Below are 16,496 nucleotides of genomic sequence, written 5' to 3'. Positions count from 1 at the left end.
GTAGGAATAAGATCAAAGAAACAAGATTTCTTGTTTCAAAACAGAATCCCATAAAGGAGATACAGGTCATTCAACATGCTACATGATACGGGCGAAGCCTGGAACCGAGTCATGACAAGGTCACTGGATGACTTTCTGGTCGTGGCGAAAGCGTTGTCCTCGGATCTCAGAGTGTCATTACTGAAAGAATTATTGAAGGGTCCAAAAAATATCACGGAAATATCCGCCATATTCGGAATACCTCCATCTACGGTTGCGATAAACGTAAAAAAATTAGAGGATGCGGGACTGATTCGCACGGAGTTGGTCCCAGGAACGCGCGGCACGCAGAAAGTTTGCGCGGCAGTGCTGGGGCGGATTGTAGTAGATATCTACAGTCCACCTAAAGAGCAGGGAAATCACGCCCTGGTTGAGATGCCTGTTGGGCACTTTTTTGAAGCCTGTGTAACCCCGACATGCGGCATGCTCAGCAGCCGTTCCATCATTGGCGAAATCGATGATCCAGCCTCGTTTTTTGAGCCCGAACGTACAGAGGCAGGGTTGATTTGGTTCCGCAAAGGATATCTGGAGTACCGTTTTCCAAAACGGGTGCCGAATGGCGCGGCTATCACGAATCTCGAGTTATCCATGGAGATCTGTTCAGAAGCGCCCCTGCACAATCCAAACTGGCCATCAGATATCACTCTCTCGATAAATGGCATTGAAGTGGGAACGTGGACCAGTCCAGGAGACTTCGGAGGGGAAAGGGGGTTGTTGACTCCGTCCTGGTGGGGAACCGGGAACACCCAGTTCGGGTTGTTAAAAACTTGGCGTGTCACTCAGCATGGCGCTTTCATCGATGGGAGGCAGATATCCGATGTGGACATTGAGAGCCTGCGACTCGACGACCACCCGTATGTCGCAGTGCGGTTGGAAGTCAAAGAAGACGCCTTGAACGACGGTGGACTGAACCTGTTCGGAAGGGGATTTGGAAATTACGACACGGACATCACTATGCGTCTGGACTACGACAGGTAGTTCATATGGTGGTCTTGCAATTTTGGGGCGTGGAGGGGTTTGCGATGAAGGTCGCGGGGAAGACTAAGGTTCTTGTCGCCGGAGTGCTCATTGCCGGTACACTAGCTACCGCCTGCAGTCCGTCCCAGACGCAAAGCGCGGTCCATCAATCTGGGACGACTATCGTGTTCTGGGATCTATTCGGCGGCGCTGACGGCACCACCATGAACCAAATAGTTAAAAAGTTCAATCAAACGCACCCTTCGATCCATGTACAGGAAGAGACTCAGGACTGGGGCCAATATTATACAAAGCTCATAACAGCTGTGCTTGGGGGTAAAGCACCGGATCTCGCGATTTCGCACGTTGATCACATAGGCATCCTGAAGACACAGGGGGTCATTGAACCATTGGACAAGGAGGCGGCCTCAGTCGGAATAAAGTGGTCGCAATTCTTTGAGCCCCCGATGAAGGATGCCGTCATAAATGGCAAACACTACGCGATTCCTCTGGACATCCATACGTACCTATTGTTCTACAACAAAAAAGTGTTACAAAGCGCGGGCATCTCCCCTAGCCAATTGAACATCAAGAGTTACAACGATTTCGTGAGCATTTGCGACAAAGTTAAGGGACACGGCTACGTCCCCTTGTCGTTCGGTGAAAGTGGCTGGGGACCGCTGGCCATTTGGGAGACGTTCTATTATCAAATGGGTGGCACAAGTTTACTCAATAAGGCTGGGACCAAAGAGACATTTACCGATGCGACCAACGACGCGGTGGCTATCAAGGCGATGCAAAAGCTCTACGACCTGTACAACACCTCGCACATCATTCCGTCGAATATTTCCAATCCGGATGAACTGTTCAAGTCTGGCAAGGCCGCCTTTTGTATTGAGGGGACATGGAGCGTGGACGACTTTCACAAAGCGCTGGGAGACCAACTCGGAGTGGCCCAGATGCCGGTCTTTTTTCAACAACCGGCTGCTTGGGCGGATTCCCATACATTCGTCCTGCCTGTGAATCCCAATCGGACACCGGAGCAAACCAAAGACGCGATGGTTTTTGTCAAGTGGGTCGAGGATCACGCGTGGATGTGGGCGAAAGCGGGGCACATTCCCGCGAATAAGACCGTACAAAACACGCCTCAATTTAAAGCGCTTCCATACAGGCGCAATTACGGCTCGCAAGCGAGTTTTGTCAAATATTTTCCTATGACCGGCACCGTTTGGATGATGAGTGACAACGAGATCCTAAACGAACTGCAGGGCATACTTCTCAAACAAACGCCGGTGGCACAGGGCGTACAAGAAATGGGTCAAATCCTGGATCGCCAGTTGCAGGAATAAAAAGCATCACCCAGTTGTGTCGACGCGTTTGGTTCAATGGGTGAAGGTGGGGGATAGTTATGGTAGGTGTGCGTAAGTACATGCCCAGTTACCTGCTCATGCTGCCGTTTCTCATACTGTACTTGCTGTTTACGTTTTATCCGATTGTACGTGGATTTATCATTAGTTTACAGAAATTTTATGTACTTGGGACAAAGGAATTCGTTGGGCTTGCGAACTATAATTATCTACTTCATGATTCAACATTTTTATCATCCGTTTGGCATACCGTGATTTTCGTTGTCTTTTCCGTCCCGCTGCTCGTTATCATTCCCTTTTGCCTTGCGCTGATTGTGAATGCACCCATCAAGGGAAGGAAAATCTATCAGGCGGTCTTCTTCCTGCCCATGATATTGGGTGTGTCCGTCGTATCGAGTGTTTGGAGCGCGATGCTCGGAAACTACGGGGGATTGGTTGATGCCGTCCTAAACGCCATAGGGATTCATCAAGAAATTAACTGGACAGCGCAGAGTACGCAACTGGCATGGATTTCCGTCCTGGCGGTTACCGTTTGGTGGACTGCAGGCTTCAATATGGTCCTGTACCTGGCGGCGCTGCAGGACATTCCCAAGGAACTGTACGAGGCAGCAAGCCTGGACGGAGCCAGCGGGTGGGCCAAAACGTGCTTTATTACCCTCCCCAGTGTGAAGCGCGTAACGATTCTTGTTGTGTTTCTCCAGTTCATTGCTTCCTTCAATGTTTTCGGGCAGATTTTTCTTCTCACGGGGGGAGGTCCTGCCGGGGCGACCACCACGATTGTGAGCTACATCTATGAAAAGTCATTCAGTGAATTTCTGTTTGGTCCCGGAGCAGCGGCTTCATACATTCTGTTTTTCATCCTGCTGATTGTATCACTCATCCAACTGAGGCTAATGAGCAAAACAGAGTAATCGCCTTCAAGAAAGTTGGGAAACCGTGACCCGAAAAGGAGGAGTGGCAAACATGCAGGTGCGAGAAGCGATGCCAACGTCCCCGGCTCCTGTATCAGCGCGTGCGGATAGCGCGTTAAGAATGGGCCGCTTGACGAGAGTGTTGTTGTACCTTGTGGCCATTGTCCTTTCCATCCTGTGGGTGGTGCCCTCTCTGTGGATTCTCTTGGTTTCATTTAAGCCCCAAGGCAGCAATGTGCTGAATGTTGCTTCTTGGTTTCAGGCTCCGTACTCTGTCGGCAACTACGTTTACGCATTTACCCATGCTCCGATTTTGTTATGGCTGCTCAATAGCTTCCTTGTCGCACTCATTGTCACGGTGCTTGTTCTCCTGTTGTCAGTCCTCTGTGCGTTCCCGATTTCACAAAATCGCTTTCCCGGTCGCGGATTGGTGGTTTTTTTGCTCGCTCTGGGTCTGATGGTCCCGGGAGAGGCGCTGCTGATTCCGTTTTATTTGCTGTTTCGGTCTCTGCATATGCTGGATGGGTATGGGGCGTTAATTTTGCCGAGTATCGCTGTGCCGTTCGGCGTCTTGCTGGTAAAGCAATTTTTTGACGGCCTTTCTCGGGAGTATTTTGAAGCTGCCAGAATGGATGGCTGTGGCGTGTTGAGAATGATTTTTATGATAGCCGTTCCGTTGGCCCGCCCAGCGTTGGCGGCCCTCGCTATTTTTACGTTCCTTGGCTCATGGAACAACTTCCTGTGGCCCTACATCAGCATCACTTCTCCTAACGTGATGACGGTTCCGGTCGGCATACCCTTTTTTAACTCGTCCTACCACACCGACTACACCCTGCCGGCCACTGCCGATGTCATTGTGTCGATCCCAGTCTTCATCGTGTACGTTCTTTTCCAGCGGCACATTATCAGGGGATTTGCATTCTCCGGCTTGAAATAAGGCGTCATCAAGGCGTAGTCGGCCGGGTTGGGGGGATGGAGAGAGGTGTACTCCGGCGGACTCCACCTGCTAGATAGCGCGATCAACAGAAGGAGAGTTGACAGCATGGGCATTCCCGAGAGCGACATTCTGAACACGACGAACATTCCGCGGCCAGAGTATCCGCGGCCGCAACTGGTTCGAGCGGATTGGTTAAACCTAAACGGAACATGGGAATTCGAAATGGATGGCGGCCGGACGGGCCGGGAGAGGAATTTTCCCGCCAAGAGCAGCTTTTCGCAAAGGATTCTGGTGCCTTTTTGCCCGGAGAGTAAGTTATCTGGAATTGAATACAAGGACTTTATGGCCGCGGTGTGGTACCGACGCACCTTCACCTTGCCAAGGGAGTGGGAAGGGAAACAGGTCTTCATTCACTTTGGTGCTGTGGACTATGAAACGGAGGTTTGGATTAACGGTAAATCTGTGGGTACGCATCGCGGCGGGTATTCATCTTTCTCTTTCAACATCACGCACCTGGTGCACCCGGGTGAAAACGTGATTACCGTCTGCGCCGAGGACGACAACCGTTCCCGTCTGCAACCCCGCGGCAAGCAGAGCGCTCTACTATATTCGCACGGCTGCGATTACACGAGGACGACGGGCATTTGGCAAACGGTATGGTTGGAATGTACGAACGAAACCTACATCTCTGGGTTGAGATACTTTCCCGATCCAGCCAATGCCTGTGTTCATGTTGAGGTGGGCGTTGCTGGACGCATCCAGTATGACGAAGACCTCCAGATTCACGTGAAATACAAAGGCAGGGCGGTCGGACAAGGCGCTGCGAAAGTGGGAATGAACAGCATCCGCATCACGATTCCACTATCTGAGGTGCATTTGTGGGACGTGGGCAAGCCTCGTCTGTATGACGTTCAGTTGACACTCTCTTGCCGCGGTGATGTCCGGGATCGCGTGGAAAGTTATTTTGGATTGCGCACGGTGTCGCTTGGCGAGAAAAAGATTCTCATTAACGGCAGACCCGTGTTTCAACGCCTGGTCTTGGACCAGGGATATTATCCAGACGGCGTCTACACGGCCCCAACCGATGCGTCCCTTCGTCGAGATATTGAGCTGGCCATGGAGCTTGGTTTCAACGGGGCACGACTGCATCAGAAAATGTTCGAAGAAAGATACCTCTATTGGGCCGACCAGCTGGGATATATCGTATGGGGGGAGCACGCAAGCTGGGGGCTGGATATTTCAACCGCAGTGGGACTGGAGCGATTTTTGCCCGAGTGGCTGGAGGGGATTCGGCGTGACTTCAACCATCCATCCATTGTCGGATGGTGCCCGTTCAACGAGACCTGGGACAGCATGTCGGCAAACCATGCCCGCCAGGATGACGAGGTATTGCGTATTGTCTACAACGTAACGAAGGCGTTCGATTGCACGCGGCCGGTCATCGACACGAGCGGGAACTTTCATGTGATGACGGATATCTTCGATATCCACGATTATGAACAGGACCCAGAGACGTTTGCGGAAAAATTTGCGCCGATGAAAGATGGAGGGGCGGTTTACAACACATTTCCGGAGCGCCAACGGTACGAGGGACAACCGTATTTCGTCAGCGAATACGGAGGAATCTGGTGGTATCCGGAGCAGGCGGATGACAAAGGCTGGGGGTATGGCGAGCGACCTAGGTCAAAAGAAGAATTTTTGCGACGCTATGAAGGATTAACCACAGCTTTATTAGAAAACCCAGCTATATGCGCATTTTGTTACACGCAATTATACGATGTGGAGCAAGAGGTGAACGGTCTATACACGTACGACCGTAGACCAAAGTTTGATGCGGAAGTCATCCGGCGCATCAACACGCGGGTTGCAGCGATTGAGAAACAACCATGAGCAAGCGGCGGGGGGTGAGAAGTGTGAGGGACCTCGCCAAACCGGGCGGTAGGCCCCCGGTTCGGGAAGGTCCCTCGCCTCACGATTGGGGGTCATAAGACACCTTGTTTGGGAATGCGGCCATCAAGGGCTGCAGTTCAATAGACTTGCGCAGGTCTACGTTGTCTGTAATGAGTCCATTGTTGCGCGACCATTGAAGAATCGCCTGCAGTTCATTGTAATCACCTCGCGTGAATCGCAACATGAAATCATAATCGTGTTCAATCTCAAGCAGTACCTCAGACTTGGGGATGTTCAGCTCGTTGTAGGCAATGTCCGCGGCTTGATTCGGATGTTCTCTGATAAACCGGTCAGCATCGTTGAGTGCTTTGAGGATGTTGGAGACGACAGTGGGATGAGAGGCAACAAATGATTCGTCTCCGACGAGATACCCGACCATGCGGAAATGAATGGCCGATAAGTCAGCCAGTTTCTTGACTCCGGGAAGTTTTTTAACCTTGCTTTCAAACGCCTTGTTGACCCATATGGCGTCGACATCGCCCTTGGCGAATGCCTCGACCAATTCGGCTTCAGAGGTGAGCGGCTCCAGTTTTACCTGGCTCTCGCCGACGTGGTACTGATTCAAATACCGTGCCCAGATGTACTCGTTCACAGTGCCGCGCTGTACACCGAGTCTTTTCCCTTTTAGGTCCGATGGTCTTGATATCGGGCTCCTCACGTACAGGATCTGATCACCGGAAGCTGGGGAGGCGATAACGGATGTCACTTTCATGTTTCCCTTGCCCAGGCGCGTGAGTAGGGCGAAATCCATCGCTTCACCAAAGTTGGCTTGCTTGGTAACGACGGCGTTGAGCGTGTCGATGCCAAAAGAATAGGTGGAGAGTTGCACATGGGCGCCGTATTTATCGAAGTATCCTTCATCCTGAGCAACTCGGAAGGGTAGGCTAAAACTCGACGAGTCCACGCCGATGGTTACAGTCGTGTTGTCTGCTGACGTGTTGCTGCCTGACGATTTTCCCGCCGGCTCGGCACCGCATCCAAATGCGGACGCCGAGATCATCGAGATCGTAACTACAGCGAGCAATCGCTTCATCCATGCGCGAGTGTCGATTGTCGGCGCGTGAGGCATGAGGACTCCCCTTTCTTAAACACAGTTGTGCTGACTGTGAAGAGTTCATTATGGCAGTTGCATCTCACCTTATAGCCGCATCTCGGCAGTCGCGCCATCCATGACGCCGTACCGTTTGAGAAAGACACGGCTGAGCACAGTGATGAGACGGTCTGCGACGAAGCCCATAAGGCCGAGAACGAACAATCCGACGAATATCCAATCGGTTTGAAAGTACAGCCTGGAGGTCCAAATCAGGTAACCCACGCCTTGTTGTGCGGCGAGCATCTCGGCACCGACGATGGCGGCGAACGAATTTCCCATGGCCAGCCGCATACCGTTTACCATGAACGGCACGGTTGCGGGTACAATTACGTAGAGGAAGATCTGAAACCTGGTCGCGCCGAGACACATGGAAGCACGGATCTTCTCTTCGTCCACCCGAACAACCCCCATCATCGTGTTCAACGCCACGATGAACAGCGTGGTGTAGGTGATAAGGGCAACCTTGAACCCTTCTCCAATGCCAAACCACATCATGAACACGGTGACAAACGCAATGGCGGGAATGAATCGGAAGAAATTGATGAAAGGTTCAATCATATGTCTCAAGACTTGAGACGTGCCGATAATCAAGCCCAGGGGTATTCCCACAAGGGTTCCCAAAAGCCAACCGGCGAGAATGCGCAGGGAACTAATGCCAATATCTTTTAGCAGCGCTCCGTTGCTCCACAATCGGATGGCGCCATCAAAAGTTTGCACTGGACTTGGAAAGAGATCCGCGTTGTGATACCCAAGAGCAACCAATTCCCAGATGACGAGCACCGCCAGCCACGACAGGATACCTCGTTCCAATATCCACTTGAAGAGAGCGCGTATGGCTGTGGTCATGGCAGTCCCCCCAATTTCGTCAGTGAAGGTGGGAATGCACCGACTTGGACGCCGTCAGATCTTCCCGTGACGTTAAAATGGGAGGCGATATCTTTGTACAATTCGACAAACTCAGTGCTTGTGGCGTCGCGAGGGTATGGCAAATCCACATGGTAAACAGCTTCTATGTGGGCCGAGGGGCTTCGCGACATCACGCCAATTTTCTGGCCAAGCAGGATGGCCTCGTTCAGGTCGTGCGTTACGAAAGCCACCGTCTTGTTCGTATGTAGCCAGATACGCACCAACTCCGCTTGCATGACGGATCGCGTCTGGGCATCAAGGGCGCCGAACGGTTCATCCATCAAAAGGATTTCTGGGTCATTGGCCAGAACTCGCGCCAGTTGCAACCGCTGCTTCATCCCTCCAGACAGTTCATGTGGGAATTTTGTCTCGTGTTCAGACAAGCCCACCATGTCAAGGAAACGGTTCGAAATCAACCTTCGTTCTTCGCGCTTCATGTGCTTCATCTTCAAGCCAAATTCCACGTTTTGGCGGACGTTGAGCCACGGGAAGAGAGACGCGTCTGGGTGTTGAAAAACCATCCCCCTGTCCGGCCCCGGACGGCGAACGGGTTGGTCGTGCACAAAGATGTCTCCGCGGGTTGGTTCGACAAATCCCGCCATCATGTTGAGGAGAGTGGATTTTCCGCACCCGCTTGGACCCAGGAGAATGAAGAACTCGCCCTGACGAATTTCGAGTTTAACGTCTTCGAGAACGAAGTCCGCCTCCACCGAATCACCGTACTTCTTGCTTACGCCGTTCGCACGGATGGTGATTTGTTGAAGTTTCCTTTCACTCACTCTTCGTCCCCCAATCCGCAGACTGTGTTCACAGGTTTGCAAGGCCAGTTTGGCTCTTCTCCGTGTCGGCAGACGTAGCACTTGCCCACGCGGAGAAACAAAAAATGGAGGCCCTGCTTGTTGGGAGCCTCCAGTGGTCTGGTTGGCAGGTCAGCTGTGGAACAGAGCTGACTGTGAAATTCAATATTTCCTATTTGAAAACTCAAGTAATCACTATTTTGAAGAGTCGACGGTAATTTGTCAACCGGTTCTTCCAAAATCACGTGGCGAACGTTTACATCCTTCATCCCGGGTGCTCAGCCTGATCTATTGACATTTGTGGCCTTCACGTTCTAATATAATCGCAATCCTATGAGGTTTATGGGTTTTTCACAAACGCGCTGACCGGTCAGCCGGAGGCTAGAAGACCACCTTGCGTGGGATTCTGGCCTCCTTCATTTTTGGACTCGGTCCGGCAGTTCCGAGGGGGTGGACGGAGGGATTTCAGAAGGAACAGGCATGGAAGCATCTCGGGCCGTCGCCACTCATATCAGAATTCACAGGAGGAGGTTTCATCGGAATGAGCCAGGATGTCGGCAAGGAATGGAACGCGAAGGAGCCTGAAATTGTGCCGGTTGCGGGACGCATTGGAGCCGAAATTCGAGGCATTCGTCTGTCTAAAGACCTGGATCCGTCCGCCATCGAGTTTATCCACCAGGCACTCCTGCGGCACAAGGTGGTTTTCTTTCGCGGGCAGCACCACCTAGACGACGCCGAGCAAGAAGCTTTCGCCAAGCTGCTTGGTGAGCCCGTCGCGCATCCGACCGTCCCGACTCGTGAAGGGAGCAACTATATCTTTGAATTGGATTCGGATCATGGTGGAGGTCGGGCGAATTCCTGGCACACGGATGTGACGTTTGTCGATGCCTATCCAAAGTTTTGCATCCTGCGCGCGGTCAAGGTCCCACCTGCCGGAGGAGACACGGTATGGGCCAATACCGCCGCAGCATACGAGACGTTGCCGTCTGAACTGCGAGACCTAGCCGACAAGTTGTGGGCGTTGCATACGAACGATTACGATTACGGCGCCCAACGCAATGATTTCTCGTCGGAGGCGTTGAGGCACCACAAGGAAGTCTTCACCCGGCGCTTGTACGCCACTGAACACCCGGTTGTCCGGGTTCATCCAGAAACCGGCGAACGCACGCTTGTGCTCGGTCATTTTGTGAAAAAGATCCTGGGTCTGTCCTCCGTGGATTCTGCCCATGTGTTCTCCGTGCTCCAGGGACATATCACGCGCCTTGAAAATACGGTCCGTTGGCGGTGGTCCGACGGCGATGTCGCGATTTGGGACAATCGCGCAACCCAACACTATGCCATTAACGACTATGGTGAACAACACCGAGTGGTGCGAAGGGTCGCGGTCGTGGGCGAAGTCCCGGTTGGCGTAGACGGCCGGCGGAGTATCGTGCGAGACCATGGCGCGCCTGCGCCCGCTAGGGCAGCCCAGGCGATTTAGCCGGGGGCACCACTTTGGCAAATTGGCCAAAGAGTCTGTCCGGTCCGCGGGCGTCTAGCCGGGAAACCACGCCGTTTATCCCGCCGTCAGCCTGCGGACGGCGCCGCACGGATCTTTCTGACCCTGTGCCACCACGCGCCGAGGATGGCCGCCAAGAGCAACAGAGCGCTCAAATAGGCTATGGCCCACCGTGTTAAACAGGGAAGACTCACGCTCCTCCACTACGCGCAGCGACCTACTGGCGAGAACATACCCGCCGCCGTTGCCGCCGTAGCTGACGACCACCGCGGCAATGCGGATGCCTGGTGCCGGCTGCCAGGTGATGCAATCCTCATGGTGCTGGCGAGTGAATCCCAAGACCCCTTGCGGGAGTGGCGGCACCTGTCCGTTTACATACCCGGTTGACTGTACGGACTTCTCCTCCCGGTTGTAGACAATCAGGAACGGTTGAAGGCTTTTATGCAGGTCCACCGGCGCAGGTAAATTTGCGTTTGCGCCGAGAGGCTCCCCATTTCCCAAGCGCTGGGCGAGGGACTGCCGCCATTTCTATCTGAGGATAGTTTGCTCCGGTCAACATCCTCTCAGCCCCCAATCCGCCTGCAACGAGAGCCGTCGTCTGCTGGTCGCGGCGATGCGTTCCAGCGTCTCTACTCGTTGCTGCAGCCACTCCCGGCCGGCATTCGTAATGCGATAGGGGCGCCTTCGTTCTTCCATTTCGCAGGCGGCGATGAGCCCGTGCTTCTCCAAGCGAGTGATGGCCCCGTACAAGGTGCCGGGTTCCAGTCGAGTCCCGGAAAAGGCGCGAATGTCCTCCATCATCGCGTAGCCGTGCTTCGGGCCGTCCGATAGGCTGACGAGGATGAGCAGGGGCGGATCGGAAAAACGGGTGCTCAGGTCACGATTCACAGAATCTCCCTCTTCCGGACCGGATTATTACGCATCACTTACTAAGTCAAACAGAATACTATCGCGATCCGCTCGCCGTGTCAATGCGATTCTCCTGAATATGCTCCGCCCAACGCCCGTCATCCACCGCCGATGAAGAAGATATTCGATCTCATTTCTAAAAACTAATGCTTGCAGTTAGTTAACACTAACTATAGAATAGTCGTAGCTAAACATGACCACAGAGGTCAACATTATCCGGCCAAGCCGTGGAACGTAGAGGGGGAAGTTCCTTTGCTTCGAAACAAGAAAAGGGTTGTTCAACTCACCGTGAGCGCGCTCGCCCTAGTGGGTATGATAAGCGCCTGCGGCCGTGACAACGTGGGCTCCAAGAATACTGCGCAAGCTTCACATTCATCGGCCGACGCTGCAACCCGCACCATCCAGACGGTGAAAGGCAAGGTGCAGATTCCGGCCCACCCCAAACGCATTCTCACCGATTACTACGCCGGTGAACTGTTGAGCGTGGGCGGCCACGTCATCGGCGCGGCGCCGCTGGAGTTCACCAACCCGTTCCTGAAGGACAAGCTCAAAGGCGCGGTGGATGTCGGGGATCCCATCAACGTCGAAAAGGCGTTAGCGCTCAAGCCCGACCTCATCGTGACCGACAGCGACAAGAACTACGACCAGCTGTGCAAGATTGCCCCGACGCTGTACATACCTTACGGCACCGCGCACAACATTGACGAAACTGTTCACTTGTTCAGCCGCATTGTCGGCCAGACCAAGCCCGGCGAGCGGCTGTTGGCGGAGTACCGGGAAAAGGCGGCAGCCGGGCGCAAGGCCCTCAAGGGCGTGGTCGCTCCCGGCGCCACAGCGGGCTTGTACGAGATCACGGACAAGGGAGACCTGTGGGTGTTCGGCCCCAACTGGGGGCGCGGCGGCCAGGCCATCTACAACGCCTTGAAATTCAAGTTGCCGCCTAAACTCGCGGCCAGCAACAAGCAGTACCTGCAACTGTCGCTGGAGGCCTTGCCGCAGTACGCGGCCGACTATATGTTCCTGACCTCGTACGATCCGGAGCACAAAGGTACGGCGCTGAAGAACCTGCGTCAGTCGCCTGTCTGGAAAGACCTGCCGGCTGTCAAGGAGCACCGTGTGTTCTACAACGACTTCAATACCTTCTATCCGTATGATCCCATCTCCATCACGAAGCAGATTGACCTGTTTGTGGACATGCTGAAGCAAAACGCGAAGGAGAACAAACCGGGGCAGGGGCAAGGGAGGTAAGAAGCGTGCGTGTGAACCTGGCGACGGATGACGACCGACATCTGATGACCGATGGCGACACGCAAGCGAACATCCAGGAGCGTACAGCCGCCATCCTGGGCCGGAGGCGATTGGCAGGTCCGGCCGTGCTGTTGGGCGGATTGCTGCTGCTCGTGGCAGCCGCCGTGGTGTCCCTCTGCGCGGGCGCGAGTCATCTTTCGTTGGGGACCGTCTGGCACGTCGTGATGGCGGGCCGGCAGGACACCATGGCCGGGCAAATCGTCCTTGGCCTGCGCTTGCCGCGCACCCTGTGCGCTGTTCTGGTCGGTGCCGCGTTTGCGGTGGCCGGCGCCATGATGCAGGGACTGACGCGCAATCCGTTGGCGGATTCCGGGCTGCTTGGCCTGAACGCAGGCGCCGGATTCGTCTTGGCGCTTTGTTTTGCCCTGTTTCGCGGGCTGCCGTACGTGTACCTGGCACTGTTCTCTTTCCTGGGCGCGGCGGCCGCCGCCGGATTGGTGTATGGCATTGGCTCTTTATCCAAGGCGGGGTTGACCCCGGTGCGGTTAACCCTGGCCGGCGCGGCCATCGGTGCCCTGTTCACCGCGCTCAGCCAGGCCATCGCCATTCGCTTTGAGGTCGGGCAAGACCTCGCTTTTTGGTCGGCAGGCGGCATATCGGGCGCCACCTGGCTGCAGGTGAAGCTGCTGCTGCCCTGGGTCTGCGGCGCCCTGGTGGCTGCGCTCTTCCTGGCGCGCTCCATCACCGTCTTGAGTCTGGGCGATGAGCTGGCCGTCAGTCTCGGTCAGCGCACCCGCTGGGTGAAGCTGGGCGCGGCCCTGACGGTGTTGGTCCTGGCAGGCAGTTCTGTCTCGGTGGTGGGCTCCATCAGCTTTGTGGGACTGATTGTACCGCACGTGGTGCGGTTTTTGGTGGGCGTAGATTATCGCTGGGTGATTGCCTGCTCGGCCGTATTCGGGAGCTTGCTGGTGCTCGTGGCCGACATTGCCGCGCGCTTGGTCAACCCGCCGTATGAAACGCCGGTGGGCGCCCTGATTGCCCTCATTGGGGTGCCGTTCTTTCTGTTCCTGGCGCGCAGGCGCGTAGGGAGGCTGGCGGAATGACCATTCGCTCCTTGTGGTCCGGCTCGTCGCAGTCACGGACGCGCAGGACGCGCACAGTCATGATCGCGCTCATGCTGCTCTTGGTCGCGGCATTGTTGGTCAGCTTGGACACCGGCTACATCCGGATGTCACCCGTGGAGGTCGTGCGTACCTTTGCCGGGGCGGGATCGACAGAAGACGAGCTCGCCCTGTACTCGTTCCGGCTGCCGCGGCTCCTCATCGCCGTGTTGCTCGGCGTCGGGCTGGCTGTCTCCGGGTGTGTGCTGCAGGGCGTGTCGCGCAACGCCCTGGCGGACCCGGGGATTCTCGGCATCAATGCGGGGGCGGGACTGGTGGTGATGCTGTTCACGTTCCTGTACCCAACCAACGATGCTGTGCCTACCTGGCTGCTGCCGTGTCTCGCCTTTGTCGGCGGAGGCTTCGCCGGGTGGCTCACCTACGCCTTGAGTTACCGGCACGGTGGTGTCTCCCCGGTGCGTCTTGTCCTTTCCGGTGTCGCCGTGGCGGCCGGGATTGACGCCGCGATGATTGTGTTGACCGTGCGCCTGAGCCCAGACCGGTATCAGTTTGTCAGCGAGTGGCTGGCCGGTAGCATCCTGGGTTCCAGCTGGGCGTTTGTGCTCGCCCTTCTCCCCTGGCTGTTGGTCCTGTTGCCGTTTGTGTACAGCCAGGCGGCCGTGCTCAACGTGTTGAACCTGGGCGAGGAGATGGCCGCCGGCCTGGGCATCCGGGTGGAGCGGGCACGCATCCGCCTGTTGGCGGGCGCGGTGGGCCTGGCTGCGTCCGCGGTGGCCGTAGGCGGGGCCATCAGCTTCGTCGGTCTTATCGCCCCGCACCTGGCGCGCCGCTTGGTGGGATCGAACCATCAGTCGCTGCTGCCAGCTTCCGCGCTGGTCGGGGGACTGTTGGTCCTGGTGGCCGACACGATTGGGCGCACTGTGCTCCAGCCTTCCGAGATCCCGACGGGTATCGTGGTGGCGGTGGTGGGCGCACCCTACTTCCTCTACTTGCTGGCGCGCTCAGAGACGTGAGGCTATCAGCGGGTCTCGGCCGTTGATGCGAGAAGAAGACAAGGAGGCGAAGGAGTTGGACAGACTGACGGCGCGAGGGGTGGCGATTGGATATGGCGGCGCGCTCATTGTCCAGGACTTGAACCTGACGATCCCGACCGGCAAGGTGACCGCTCTGGTGGGCCCGAACGGGTCCGGCAAATCCACGGTGCTGAAGACGTTGGCGCGAATCCTGCGCCCGCAGGCAGGGGAGGTCATCCTGGACGGCAAGGCCATTCACGCGCAGCCGACCCGGGAGGTGGCCAAGAAGCTCGCCATTCTGCCACAAAACCCAAGCGCTCCGGAAGGGCTGACGGTGGCGGAGCTTGTGGCCTATGGTCGGTTCCCGCACCGGCGCGGGCTGACCCTGACCCCATCGGATCGACGCGTCATCACGAGTGTGCTGGAGCTGACGGGCATGGACCCGTTTGCGGATCGTCCCGTGGATGCGCTGTCCGGCGGGCAGCGGCAGAGGGCGTGGATAGCCATGGCGCTGGCCCAGGAAACGGACATCCTGTTTCTCGACGAACCGACGAGCTTTCTGGACATCACGTACCAGTTGGAAATCCTGCAGCTGCTCCGGCGTCTCAACCGGGACCACAACCGCACGATTGTCATGGTGGTGCACGATTTAAACCTGGCTTCCCGTTACGCCGACCATATGGTGGTCCTCAAGTCTGGCCGGGTGGTCACGGAGGGCGCACCGAAGGCGGTCATCCGCCGCGAGGTGCTGCGCGATGTGTTCGGGGTGGAGGCGGACATCGTCGCGGACCCGAGGACGGGCGTACCGCTCTGCCTGCCCTTCGACCTGGCGGCGGGTGCGGGGCAGGCGTCGGTCCATCCTGCACCGTCAGAGGCCGAGTCTCTCGATGCTCTTGAAGCGGCCGAGGGTGGTGTTCGATGACTTGGGACGCTGAGCGGCTGCGAAATGACGCGCGCCTTCACCTGGACGTCCAGGGCCGGCAGGACGCGATGCTATCCATGCCAGCCCGGGAACTGCTGAGTCCAGAGGGCGCCGAGCGCTTGTTGACTGAGTACGCGGCTTGCATCCGGGCCCGGACTTTGCAGCCGGCGGCCGCGTATTTCAGCGGTTGGTTGGCCGACGTCGCGCTGGCGCAACAGTTTCTCCTCAGCATTGGCAACCGGAGCCTCGATTTGTCGTTGGACAACCTGCAAATTGAGTTGTACCAGGCGGAAGGCTATTACGCCTTCTCATTCCGGCTTCACCGTTGGGCAGAGAGCGCCCTGCCGGAGGATGCGGCGTCTCGCATGAAGGAGCTCAGGCGCGTTCTCGGCCAAGTCTACGCCGGGACGATGCGGCCGCTGCTGGAATCCCTGGCTGCGACATCGTCTTTGCGGGTCGGCCAGTTGTGGGGCCAGCTGCCTTCTCGTTTCTACATGTTTCGGGAGGTTCTATTCGCAAAGGCAAAGGACCAAGACACACAGCGCCGCGTGCAGGAAGACTTAGACGCGTTACGGGCTCTGCCTTCGGCAGTGTTTGGCAGGAACAAGAATCCATTTTCCGTTCGCATCCGGCTGATTGAAGACGGGACAGACGCCACTCGTTGTATTCCCATAAGGACGAGCTGCTGCCTGTACTACCAGACCGAAGGAGGGCAATATTGCTACACCTGTCCGCGCCTGCGCCCCGAGCAACGGCAGGCTCTGCGAGAGCGAGCGCGGGGCGGTTGAGCGAGGCTGCCGCGCGCGGTCTCCAGGCGTGTCCTGATTG

At 56.2% G+C, this 16,496-nt stretch carries 16 protein-coding genes; 11 read left to right on the top strand and 5 right to left on the bottom strand.

The genetic code is table 11. From position 1 onward, the window contains the following. Window positions 1-111: 111 nt before the first annotated feature. The 5 genes from AK2_RS01205 to AK2_RS01185 all read left to right on the top strand — a co-directional run bounded on the left by AK2_RS01205 (window position 112) and on the right by AK2_RS01185 (window position 6,101). Window positions 112-1,017, top strand: coding sequence for an ArsR/SmtB family transcription factor (locus tag AK2_RS01205; protein WP_245632707.1), 906 nt, complete (start codon window positions 112-114; stop codon window positions 1,015-1,017). Between the two features lie 44 nt (window positions 1,018-1,061). Next, the gene (locus tag AK2_RS01200) at window positions 1,062-2,345 is read left to right on the top strand and encodes an ABC transporter substrate-binding protein (protein ID WP_067930278.1); all 1,284 of its coding nucleotides are present in this window, start codon (window positions 1,062-1,064) and stop codon (window positions 2,343-2,345) included. A 59-nt stretch (window positions 2,346-2,404) separates the two neighbouring features. Then, complete coding sequence (locus AK2_RS01195; protein ID WP_067930277.1) at window positions 2,405-3,274, top strand: carbohydrate ABC transporter permease; 870 nt, start codon at window positions 2,405-2,407, stop codon at window positions 3,272-3,274. Window positions 3,275-3,326: 52 nt separating this feature from the next. Beyond that, window positions 3,327-4,211 (top strand): carbohydrate ABC transporter permease, encoded by an 885-nt coding sequence (locus AK2_RS01190; protein ID WP_083520713.1) that lies wholly within the window; start codon window positions 3,327-3,329, stop codon window positions 4,209-4,211. A 105-nt stretch (window positions 4,212-4,316) separates the two neighbouring features. After that, window positions 4,317-6,101, top strand: coding sequence for a glycoside hydrolase family 2 protein (locus tag AK2_RS01185; protein ID WP_067930276.1), 1,785 nt, complete (start codon window positions 4,317-4,319; stop codon window positions 6,099-6,101). Window positions 6,102-6,180: 79 nt separating this feature from the next. Here the strand turns inward: AK2_RS01185 and AK2_RS01180 are convergent, their stop codons facing one another. From AK2_RS01180 to AK2_RS01170, 3 genes are all read right to left on the bottom strand, one after another. Continuing rightward, on the bottom strand, window positions 6,181-7,230 hold the full coding sequence (locus AK2_RS01180) for an ABC transporter substrate-binding protein (RefSeq protein WP_067930273.1): 1,050 nt from the start codon (window positions 7,228-7,230) through the stop codon (window positions 6,181-6,183). 69 nt (window positions 7,231-7,299) lie between these two features. Next, window positions 7,300-8,100, bottom strand: coding sequence for an ABC transporter permease (locus AK2_RS01175; protein WP_067930272.1), 801 nt, complete (start codon window positions 8,098-8,100; stop codon window positions 7,300-7,302). Beyond that, window positions 8,097-8,939 carry an ABC transporter ATP-binding protein gene (locus AK2_RS01170; RefSeq protein ID WP_083520712.1) on the bottom strand — a complete coding sequence of 281 codons (843 nt, stop codon included), beginning with the start codon at window positions 8,937-8,939 and terminating at the stop codon, window positions 8,097-8,099. The genes AK2_RS01175 and AK2_RS01170 overlap by 4 nt, the downstream gene beginning before the upstream one ends. 559 nt (window positions 8,940-9,498) lie before the next feature. Between AK2_RS01170 and AK2_RS01165 the strand changes: the two genes are divergently transcribed. Continuing rightward, on the top strand, window positions 9,499-10,437 hold the full coding sequence (locus tag AK2_RS01165) for a TauD/TfdA dioxygenase family protein (RefSeq protein WP_067930271.1): 939 nt from the start codon (window positions 9,499-9,501) through the stop codon (window positions 10,435-10,437). Between the two features lie 75 nt (window positions 10,438-10,512). Here the strand turns inward: AK2_RS01165 and AK2_RS01160 are convergent, their stop codons facing one another. Continuing rightward, the gene (locus tag AK2_RS01160; protein WP_067930270.1) at window positions 10,513-10,908 is read right to left on the bottom strand and encodes a hypothetical protein; all 396 of its coding nucleotides are present in this window, start codon (window positions 10,906-10,908) and stop codon (window positions 10,513-10,515) included. A gap of 99 nt (window positions 10,909-11,007) precedes the next feature. Further along, window positions 11,008-11,343, bottom strand: a complete 336-nt coding sequence (locus AK2_RS01155; protein WP_067930269.1) for a PadR family transcriptional regulator — start codon at window positions 11,341-11,343, stop codon at window positions 11,008-11,010. A gap of 333 nt (window positions 11,344-11,676) precedes the next feature. On the opposite strand from AK2_RS01155, the gene AK2_RS01150 reads away from it, so the two are divergent. Genes AK2_RS01150 through AK2_RS01130 form a run of 5 tightly spaced genes read left to right on the top strand, consistent with a single transcriptional unit; the run spans window position 11,677 to window position 16,456 of the window. Next, window positions 11,677-12,612, top strand: a complete 936-nt coding sequence (locus AK2_RS01150) for an ABC transporter substrate-binding protein (protein WP_067930567.1) — start codon at window positions 11,677-11,679, stop codon at window positions 12,610-12,612. Between the two features lie 44 nt (window positions 12,613-12,656). Further along, the gene (locus AK2_RS01145) at window positions 12,657-13,715 is read left to right on the top strand and encodes a FecCD family ABC transporter permease (RefSeq protein ID WP_067930565.1); all 1,059 of its coding nucleotides are present in this window, start codon (window positions 12,657-12,659) and stop codon (window positions 13,713-13,715) included. Further along, a complete protein-coding gene (locus AK2_RS01140) occupies window positions 13,712-14,746 on the top strand; it encodes a FecCD family ABC transporter permease (protein WP_067930267.1) in 1,035 nt (344 codons plus the stop codon). Before AK2_RS01145 ends, AK2_RS01140 begins: the two co-directional genes overlap by 4 nt. Before the next feature lie 55 nt (window positions 14,747-14,801). Continuing rightward, the gene (locus AK2_RS01135) at window positions 14,802-15,668 is read left to right on the top strand and encodes an ABC transporter ATP-binding protein (RefSeq protein WP_245632705.1); all 867 of its coding nucleotides are present in this window, start codon (window positions 14,802-14,804) and stop codon (window positions 15,666-15,668) included. Further along, the gene (locus tag AK2_RS01130; RefSeq protein ID WP_067930262.1) at window positions 15,665-16,456 is read left to right on the top strand and encodes a (2Fe-2S)-binding protein; all 792 of its coding nucleotides are present in this window, start codon (window positions 15,665-15,667) and stop codon (window positions 16,454-16,456) included. The genes AK2_RS01135 and AK2_RS01130 overlap by 4 nt, the downstream gene beginning before the upstream one ends. Window positions 16,457-16,496 lie beyond the last annotated feature (40 nt).

Source organism: Alicyclobacillus kakegawensis NBRC 103104, from assembly GCF_001552655.1.
Classification (GTDB): domain Bacteria; phylum Bacillota; class Bacilli; order Alicyclobacillales; family Alicyclobacillaceae; genus Alicyclobacillus_G; species Alicyclobacillus_G kakegawensis.
Note: the sequence above shows the minus strand (reverse complement) of the source record. Positions and strands in the feature narration are given on the sequence as shown.

Coding starts and splice junctions, on each gene's coding strand:
- AK2_RS01165 (WP_067930271.1), top strand. CDS start 9,499: ATGAGCCAGGATGTCGGCAAGGAATGGAACGCGAAGGAGCCTGAAATT.
- AK2_RS01180 (WP_067930273.1), bottom strand. CDS start 7,230: ATGCCTCACGCGCCGACAATCGACACTCGCGCATGGATGAAGCGATTG.
- AK2_RS01185 (WP_067930276.1), top strand. CDS start 4,317: ATGGGCATTCCCGAGAGCGACATTCTGAACACGACGAACATTCCGCGG.
- AK2_RS01140 (WP_067930267.1), top strand. CDS start 13,712: ATGACCATTCGCTCCTTGTGGTCCGGCTCGTCGCAGTCACGGACGCGC.
- AK2_RS01130 (WP_067930262.1), top strand. CDS start 15,665: ATGACTTGGGACGCTGAGCGGCTGCGAAATGACGCGCGCCTTCACCTG.
- AK2_RS01150 (WP_067930567.1), top strand. CDS start 11,677: ATGATAAGCGCCTGCGGCCGTGACAACGTGGGCTCCAAGAATACTGCG.
- AK2_RS01145 (WP_067930565.1), top strand. CDS start 12,657: ATGACCGATGGCGACACGCAAGCGAACATCCAGGAGCGTACAGCCGCC.
- AK2_RS01205 (WP_245632707.1), top strand. CDS start 112: ATGACAAGGTCACTGGATGACTTTCTGGTCGTGGCGAAAGCGTTGTCC.
- AK2_RS01200 (WP_067930278.1), top strand. CDS start 1,062: ATGAAGGTCGCGGGGAAGACTAAGGTTCTTGTCGCCGGAGTGCTCATT.
- AK2_RS01195 (WP_067930277.1), top strand. CDS start 2,405: ATGGTAGGTGTGCGTAAGTACATGCCCAGTTACCTGCTCATGCTGCCG.
- AK2_RS01175 (WP_067930272.1), bottom strand. CDS start 8,100: ATGACCACAGCCATACGCGCTCTCTTCAAGTGGATATTGGAACGAGGT.
- AK2_RS01190 (WP_083520713.1), top strand. CDS start 3,327: ATGCAGGTGCGAGAAGCGATGCCAACGTCCCCGGCTCCTGTATCAGCG.